The sequence below is a fragment of the Collinsella aerofaciens genome (genome assembly GCF_039752985.1).
GTDB classification, from domain to species: domain Bacteria; phylum Actinomycetota; class Coriobacteriia; order Coriobacteriales; family Coriobacteriaceae; genus Collinsella; species Collinsella aerofaciens_BT.
Genome location: NZ_JBDMHA010000023.1, coordinates 22,950 through 31,285 on the forward strand (window position 1 = coordinate 22,950; position 8,336 = coordinate 31,285).

At 59.7% G+C, this 8,336-nt stretch carries 5 protein-coding genes; 3 read left to right on the forward strand and 2 right to left on the reverse strand.

Going from position 1 to position 8,336, the window contains the following annotated elements; all coding sequences use genetic code 11:
* Positions 1–16 precede the first annotated feature (16 nt).
* Both ABHR76_RS04550 and ABHR76_RS04555 read right to left on the reverse strand, forming a co-directional pair.
* Entirely contained in the window at positions 17–3,148 is a 3,132-nt protein-coding gene (locus tag ABHR76_RS04550; RefSeq protein WP_346976932.1) for a DUF7601 domain-containing protein, read from the reverse strand.
* Between the two features lie 401 nt (positions 3,149–3,549).
* Positions 3,550–4,428, reverse strand: a complete 879-nt coding sequence (locus ABHR76_RS04555) for a LysR family transcriptional regulator (RefSeq protein ID WP_346976933.1) — start codon at positions 4,426–4,428, stop codon at positions 3,550–3,552.
* 233 nt (positions 4,429–4,661) lie between these two features.
* Between ABHR76_RS04555 and ABHR76_RS04560 the strand changes: the two genes are divergently transcribed.
* From ABHR76_RS04560 to ABHR76_RS04570, 3 genes are all read left to right on the forward strand, one after another.
* Positions 4,662–5,543 (forward strand): SDR family NAD(P)-dependent oxidoreductase, encoded by an 882-nt coding sequence (locus ABHR76_RS04560; protein WP_346976934.1) that lies wholly within the window; start codon positions 4,662–4,664, stop codon positions 5,541–5,543.
* A gap of 66 nt (positions 5,544–5,609) precedes the next feature.
* The gene (locus tag ABHR76_RS04565) at positions 5,610–6,866 is read left to right on the forward strand and encodes an MFS transporter (RefSeq protein ID WP_346976935.1); all 1,257 of its coding nucleotides are present in this window, start codon (positions 5,610–5,612) and stop codon (positions 6,864–6,866) included.
* Between the two features lie 69 nt (positions 6,867–6,935).
* Positions 6,936–7,976, forward strand: a complete 1,041-nt coding sequence (locus ABHR76_RS04570) for a Gfo/Idh/MocA family protein (RefSeq protein WP_138375132.1) — start codon at positions 6,936–6,938, stop codon at positions 7,974–7,976.
* Positions 7,977–8,336 lie beyond the last annotated feature (360 nt).

Below are 8,336 nucleotides of genomic sequence, written 5' to 3' on the forward strand. Positions count from 1 at the left end.
CTGGCGCCATGTCTTCTCATAGGCGCCCGCCCCTCTTGGAGCCGCGGCGTAAACGCAGCGCAACCATGCCCGTAGCCAACAGCACGCCGGCGGCCAAAATCGCCAGGGCATAGATGGGGTTGCGCGTAATACCCGTAGGCACCGCGACCTGTCGGGAATTGGTGGCCTTAGCTTCAACGGCAACGGTCACACGCGGACCGTTGAGCGTGCCGCTCGCACCCGTAAGCTCGGCGTGGTACCCCAACGACGAATAATCGTCTTCGCTCACGGTATAGACCGCGTTGTAATCCAGCGCCTTAATCGAAACGGTCAGGCCGTCCTTAACGGCAAACGGCACGGTCGCCTTGCCCTGGCCATCGGCCGTAAAGGCCGTCTTGTTTTCCACGGTCTCGGCCCGATCATTCGGTCGCGCCACGAGCGCATGGCTGCCTTGGGCAGACGCATCCGAATACTCGATGGCGTAGGTCTGACCAGCCTTGAGGCCCGTAAAGGTCGCCGTCATCTTAAAGTAGGCACGCTTGTCGCCCATATTGCCCGTAACGCTCTTGGAAACCTTGAGTGTGTAGGTGCGCGGGGTGAATCGTGCGTATACGCATCCCGTATGGCGATCTTTTACGTTGTACGTATAGGTGGGTGAAGACGACAGCAGCTCCGGGGCGTCCGGATTCGATAGGTCGTACCAACCCTCAAAGTGATAGCCCTCCTTGGGAGCGGCCACCGCCTCCACAAACGTGCCGTCATCCACAAAGTAGGCAACGCCCGATTTTTTGTACGCGTCCTCGTCCTTGCCCGAGCCATCCCCGGCATCGATGGAGCCCTTTGCCCCCTTAAGCTTGGAGCTGACCGTGCCGCCCGTCGTTACGTTGCTCCACGTGCCATCGGCATTTTTAAGCTGGGCAACAAAGGCCTGACGATACTTCCATTGCGCCACGAACGTCGCGCCCTGGCTCTCGGGAATGTTTTCGACGGTTACCGCATCGCCCACAGCACCGGTATCCGGATTGACCTTCTTGCCCTTAATGGTAAGAGTGCCGGAATCCGTGGTGCCCTCGGGAGCTGTATGGGTCACCGTGTGTTTGGCATCGAAGCGAACGGCTTTTCCCGAGCCCGCGTACTCCCAGCCCATAAACTTCCAGTCGTCGTTTTGTCCAACGGCAGCATGGGAGGTATAGCTCGCTCCAGCGCCAGAAAGCTGTACGAAATCGCCCGTGGACTCATTGTACGGATCGTAGTGATACGCTTTGCCGCCGTTCACATCGTATTGAACGCCTGCCTTGGAAAACACGAGGTGCACTTTGTAGTGCTTCGTGACCTTGTCGACCTCAAAGCGATAGGTACCATCTTCCAATCTGGTCCAATGTGCGTCGTCGTCTGCGGAATAGAACTCGCCGTTGACAAAAGCACCGATAAAGACTGCCCCGTCATCGCGTTTGGCATCGACCATAAAGTAGGAGTTCTTCTCCTGTTTACCTACGTAGTTTTTGGCATAGGTAAAGTCCGCCGTCTTGGTATTGGCGTTATAAAAATACGTTCCGCTTCCGTTGGGCGTCGTGTATGTCTCGATGCGATAGAACTCCCTAAACGAGATATTGTCGAGGAAGTTGCCGGTCGAATTGCTCCCGTTGGCCGTGTTGTAGGCCACAAAAGCAAAGACGCTCTGGTTTTGGCCATCCGGAATGGTGTAGGTATAGTCGTAGTCAACCTTTTTGCTCTGCTCGAGCGCGTTGGAACCGTAGGAAGCCCACGCGTCGTTTTCGGACGCCATGATCCATACGCACCATTTTTCGGTATGCTCCGCATCGGCCGTCCATGAGAACGCGCTTCCGCTGGACGCATTGGCAAATCCGCCCACTTTGTCAAACTTGGTTGAATACAGGATGATCTTTTTGCTGCAGCCCGATTGGGAAAAATTGACCACATCCAAGCCGACATAGTTGTCGACGCTCATTTGAATCCATTGAACAATTTGCTGGTACTGATCGAGTGCCTTTTGATTGTCCTTGTACGGCTCGTTTTCTTGTCGCGGACCGATGATAAGGGCCATGGCGTCTCGACCCGAGCGGCCGCGGTGGTCGAGCCCCCACTCGTACTGTTTTCCCGGCTCGGTCGTCACATATTGGTAGAGCGAACTCGCCTCGTGTGCGTTGAGCTCGGCTGCATAGTCACCATCGGAGGGCGTAAACGTAACAGAATGCCCAACTGGGTCGATATAGTAGTCGTTCTTGGCAACGATCTCGATACGATGGTCCGTCTCGGTCGTACGCCAATGGGGCGAGCACAACGTAAACTTGCTGGGCCTCTGGTTCCCTAGATGTATATCCTCTTCAAAGCTGCCGTTAGCAATGTTCGTATTCTCGTTCTTAAGATTCGAGGTCGAGAACGCATAGTTTGTGAGCGTTGTCATGGTCTCGGACGAATTTTCCCAATACACCTTGGCAAAGTCGCTATAGATGTCGCGTGTGCCCTGCTTTTCCACGTGAACGTCGTTGACCAGATTGCCAAACCACTCCCGGTATTGTTCGTTTGCCCCCGTAAGATTTGAATCGTAGCAAGTTAGTGCAAGCATCGTTTTGTCGGACGCTGCGGTATAGTCAGCCTGATAGGCAAACTCATCGTCTTCCTCGGGAAGATTTCGATAATAATGCGTGCTGTTGGTGCCAAAGGAGAACCAACCCTGTCCGTTAGAGCTTACGAGCCACACAGAAAGCGCGATGCGACCGTCGCTCTGTTCAAACGAAAAGTGGGATCCATCAGCACTGTTACCAGCAAATCCGCCGTTTGCAGCAAAGGGATCGCTGTAAACAGTGTACTGCTCAACGGTATTTCCCTGGGGCATCTTGACCTGCGCCTTAAGCCAAGCCCGCAGCTGCATAAGCTGGTCTTGGCCTGCGCTGTTAATCGACAGATTCTCCTGTTGAGGACCCATCGTGAGCATCAGCACGTCGTGGTCGGTTGCGGCGCGATGGTTTAGGCCCCACTCGTACGTGGCGCCGCTCTGGGTGGAAAAGGTGGTGTAGGTTGATCCAGGTTCAAAATAAAGATTGGTGCCCTGTGGCCTAAAATTCCACGCAAGCGCAAAGTGATTGCCGTTAGCTTGTTTGGTGTTCGTTTGGGGCTTGAGGAGCTGCGTGGAAAGCTCGAGCTTCATCGTCTCGCCGATTCTCTCATTCGGAGAGGTCGTCGACCAGCCAGTAGCTTGGTTAAGAAAGTTTGGGTTTGTTATAAGGTTGCCATCGTCACCGTACGCGCGCGAGGGCAACCCCCCCCCCGGCCATAACGAACACGCATAAGGCCGCTGCCAACATCATAAAGGTGCGGCGCATCGACGCAATATGACCGAAAGGACCCTGCACGGGCGCATCCCCCCCAGCCGCAGCCCGAGCTTTCGCGCAAGCTGCACAAGTAGTTCGTTTAAGCTTTTTGATTCTACAACCAGCCCAGGGCAAAAGCAAAATCATGCGTGACCGATTTGCAGTCATTTTTCGCATCATTTTTCGCATTGTGCTGGTAGTGCGGCGAAAGTAGCTAAAAAGCCCCGTCCTAAATTAGCTAGTTAAGGAGTTGGGCCATGGCGTTGACGAATTTTTGGACTTGGAGGGTGGGCTCGAGCGGGTAGTGCAGAAAGACTGGCACCTCGCGGCCGCACAGGAACGGCACGCCCACAAAGGCCGGGTGCACCCCTGACCATGCGCCACAGGTGAGTACCGCATCGCCCTTTTCCTCCGCCTCGTTAAAGAGCGCAAAGTCAAAGCTATCCACATCGATCACGTCCACGCCGCCGTCGGCCAAAAGGTCGATGCGTAGGCTGTCCATCGCATCGTTGCCGTGACGGAGCACGCGCAGGCGCATGCCCTCTAGGTCGGCAACCGTAATGCGATTCTTGCGCGCCAGCGGGCTCGCGCGCGGCAGGTCGATATAAAACGGTACGTTAACGATGTGGAGCTTTTGGCAAGCGTCGCCCCAGCGTGGGGTAGAAAAACTCGACTGCACCACATCGACCTCGCGGCCCAAGCTGCGCATGACGGTCTCGCGCTCGTCGTAGAGGTCACTTACCGGCACGATCTCAAATCGTAGCGACGGTTCCAGATCGTGGATGCCCGACCACATCGACAGCGTCTGGCGTCCTGGGCACATCATTGACACGCCCAGGCGCACGGCACCACCATCGCCCGCCGCGCGTCGGGCACGGCGCAGCGCGTCCTCGGACTGCCGCATGATCGAGCGCGCGTCGTCCACCAGCAGTGCGCCGGCCGGCGTCACCTTGACGCCCGAGTGCGAGCGCTCGAACAACGTGATGCCGAACTCGGCCTCGAAGCCCGACACCTGCTTGACGAGGGCCGGGGTCGACACGCGCAATCTTGCCGCCGCACGCGAGAAGCTCCCCAGCTCCGCGGCGGCCGATATGGCCTCAAGTCGTCGATCGTACACGTCAATCTCCCGTTTTCGCGCCCGTGACCGCATGGTGCCACAGGGGGTTGTTTTCGCAGGTCACACGCTCAATTGAGAATGAGCTGCATCGCACAGTGTAAACCTACGGTTAACGCCATTCTAACAAATATGCAATTCACCTGCGCAAATGCAAAGCATACGATAACCTGCGAAAACCACGTGGGTCGATTAATGAGAACGACCCACAGGGAGGCACAAGAAGGGAAGTTCCTATGAGCAACTGGCTTAAGCTCGAGGGCGATGTCTGCGCCGTAACCGGCGCACTCGGCGGTATGGGCGTCGCGATTTGCCGCGAGTTCGCCCGCAACGGCGCCAACGTCGTCCTGCTCGACCTGGACGAGGAAAAGGTCAAGGCCGCAGCCGCCGACCTCGCCGCCGAGTTTGGAATCCACGCCGAGGGCTACAAGATGAACGCCACCGACGAGGCCGAGGTTCAGGCCGCCGTCGATGCCACCATCGCCGACTTCGGCCGTGTCGACGTCCTCGTCAACACCGCCGGTATCCTGCGCTTCGCCGCCATGGAGGACCTGCCGCTCTCCGACTGGAACGAGGTCATCAACGTCAACCTCACCGGCTACTTCATCACCTCGCAGCGCTTTGGTCGCGAAATGATCAAGGCCGGCCAGGGTCGCCTGGTGCACGTCTCGACCGTCGCCAGCCACTCTCCCGAGACGTTCTCGGGCGTGTACAGCTCCACCAAGGCCGGCGTCAACATGATGTCCAAGATGCTCGCCGCCGAATGGGGCCCCTACGGCGTGCGCTCCAACTGCGTCGAGCCCTGCTTCGTTAAGACCCCGATGTCGGCCAACTTCTACGCCGACCCCGAGGTCGAAAAGAGCCGCAGCCGTCTGATCGCCACGCGCCGCATCGGCGAGGTTAGCGATATCGCCAACGCCGTCATGTTCCTGGCGTCCACGCGCTCGGACTTTACCACCGGCGACGCCATCAAGGTCGACGGCGGCTTCTCCAACATGATGGGCGACCTCACCGCCAAGCCCGGCGGCCGTCGCGCCTATGCCGACAACTACCTTAAGAACAAGGGTGTCGAGCTCTGGTCCGATGAGTCCGGCGTCGCCAAGCCGACTGACCAGTAAACCAACCTGACAGGGAGGCCCCGCGGACACGCCTGTTCCTCCCCCGTATCGATTAGAAAGAGTCCAATGGCTTCCATCAACTCCAACAAGGGTCGCGCTGTCGTGCTTTCCGCCGCGTGCGTCACCATGTTCTTCATCAGCTCCATCGCGCTGTATTCCGTCGTGAGCAAGAATCTGCTCGCCGTCTATCCCGAGTGGTCCAGCGCCCTTACCTGGGCCTTCCCCGTCTTCCAGACCATCATGGCCGTGACGGGCATCTTCGCCGGCCGCATCTCCGATAAAATCGGCCCCCGCAACGTCGTGATCGCCGCCGCCGCGTGCTACGGCCTGGGCTGGTTCATGTCCGGCACCGTCACCGAGCCGTGGCAGTTCTACCTGTGGTTCTCGCTCGTCGCCGCCATCGGCAACGGCCTGGGCTACAACCCCGCGCTCACCACCGGCCAAAAGTGGTTCATCGACAAGAAGGGTCTCGCCTCCGGCATCACCCTGGCCGCTTCGACCGCCGGTCCCGCCGTGCTGTCCCCGGTGCTCGCCTCGCTGCTCATCCCGAGCCTGGGCATCTTTGGCGCCCTTAAGGCGCTCGGCGTCATCTTCTTTGTGACGATCGCCGCCTCCGCCCTGTTCCTGAAGGCCCCCGAGGCCGGTTGGCTGCCCGAGGGCTTCGAGGCCCCCAAGGGCGGCGCGCATGCTGGCACCTTCGGCGACCTCACCCCGGGCGAGATGGTCAAGACCCCGCGCTTCTGGGTCCTCATCGTCACCTTCGCCTTTGCCGCCACCGCGGGCACCCTGCTCGTGGGCAAGGTTGCCTCCATCGCCGCCGTACAGCTCTTCGCCGATCCCACGAGCGCCGCTGCCGTCGCCCTCGGCGGTGTGGTCGTCTCCGTCAACACCTGCGCCAACCTGGTCGGCCGTCTGTCCTTTGGTCAGATCATCGACAAGCTCGGTGCCTACAAGTCGCTGCTCATCAGCCTTGTCGTCACCATCGTCGCGCTCGTCATCATGTCGATGAGCTTTACGCAGAGCATGTTCTTCGTGGCGCTCGCCCTGCTCGGCTTTAGCTTTGGCGCCCTGCTCGTCATCTACCCGCCGCTCACCGGTGGCGCCTTCGGTACCAGCAACATCGGCGTCAACTACGGCATCATGTTCCTGGGCTACGCCGCTTCCACCTGGATCAGCCAGCCCATCACCGCCGTGCTGTATCACGCCGAGGCCGGCAGCGCCGCCTACCAGCAGTCCTTCTACGGCGCCATCGTGATCGCCGCCATCGCCGTCGTGCTCACCGTCTACATGATGGTCTCCGACAGCAAGAAGAAGTCCGCTTAACAATTGCCGATGTGACAAAGGGACTGTCCCTTTGTCACATCCCATCGCCACCAGCATTAAGGAGTCGAAATGTCTGAGCTCAACCCCGTCCGCATTGCCGTCATCGGCGCCGGCGCCATGGGCCGCAACCACATCCGCTTTGTCACCGAGGAGCCCGAGGCCGAGCTCGTCGCCATCGCCGACGCCTTTGAGGGCGCCCGCGCCACGGCCGAGGCCGCCGGCGTGCCGTTCTTTACCGATCCCGCCCAGATGATGGACGAGGTCAAGCCCGAGGCCGTCATCATCGCCACGCCCAACGACCTACACCTGGGCGTTGCCCGCGAGGCTGTGAAGCGCAACATCGTGCCGCTGGTCGAAAAGCCGATCTCCAACGACCTCGAGGATGCCCAGGCCTTCGCCGCCGAAGCCGAGACCGCCGGCGTGCCCGTGCTCGTGGGTCAGCACCGTCGCCACAACCCCTTCGTCAACAAGGCCAAGGAGATCATCGAGTCCGGCGAGCTGGGCAAGCTCACCGTGTCGAGCTTCCACTACATGATCTATAAGAATGACGAGTATTTCGATGTCGAGTGGCGCCGCAAGAAGGGTGCCGGCCCGATCCTGGTCAACCTGGTGCACGACGTCGACCTGCTCCGCTACCTGCTGGGCGAGCCCGTTGCCGTCCAGGGTATGCAGTCCAGCGCCGCCCGCGGTTTTGAGACCGAGGACTCCGCCGTGGTCAACGTCCGTTTTGCCGATGGCGCGCTCGCAAGCATGACCATCTCCGACGCCACCGCCAGCCCCTGGAACTGGGAGGCAACCGCTCGCGAGGATCCGCAGTACCGCCCCTTCGACGCCGATGCCTACTTTATCGGCGGCACCAAGGGTGCCCTTTCGCTGCCCCGCCTGCACCAGTTCTCCTACGACGGCGCCTCCAACTGGCACAAGCCGCTGCAGATGGAGATTCCGGCCGTCGACCCGGCGCTGCCGCACAAGATGCAGCTCAAGCACTTTGTGAAGGTCGTCCGCCGCGAGGTCGAGCCCGTCGTGACCCCCGCCGACAACGTCAAGACGCTCACGCTTCTCAACGCCATCAAGGAGGCCGCCGAGACCGGCCAGCTCGTCGAGCTGTAATGCCTTAGGGCGGGCCGCGGCAGAAGCCCCATGCCGAACCCTTCGGTCCGCCACCAACAAGCCCCTCTTCTTTGCCCCGCGAGCAGCCTCCTGCCCGCGGGGCTTTTTGGTACCTTGCCGACGATTTTCCTGGAGCGGGGGCTATTTTGCGCCTCAGCTTGGTTCGTTCGCCACGAAATGGGCCTATCTACTACGTTTAACCGACAACCCTCAACCATACCGAATTTTGCGAAATAAAAACCGACGCTCCTATAAGTTGTCAAGAGGCAGTTTGCGGGAGCGTTCTCTCCAATTCGCACAGGAGCTCGTAATACCTCCTCTCCAGTTTCGTCGACCGCCGTTTCCCCCGTTCCAAGTGCC

Bases quoted from the DNA above. Each gene is read 5' to 3' on its own strand.
- ABHR76_RS04565 (WP_346976935.1), top strand. From the start codon at position 5,610: ATGGCTTCCATCAACTCCAACAAGGGTCGCGCTGTCGTGCTTTCCGCC.
- ABHR76_RS04550 (WP_346976932.1), bottom strand. From the start codon at position 3,148: ATGAAGCTCGAGCTTTCCACGCAGCTCCTCAAGCCCCAAACGAACACC.
- ABHR76_RS04570 (WP_138375132.1), top strand. From the start codon at position 6,936: ATGTCTGAGCTCAACCCCGTCCGCATTGCCGTCATCGGCGCCGGCGCC.
- ABHR76_RS04560 (WP_346976934.1), top strand. From the start codon at position 4,662: ATGAGCAACTGGCTTAAGCTCGAGGGCGATGTCTGCGCCGTAACCGGC.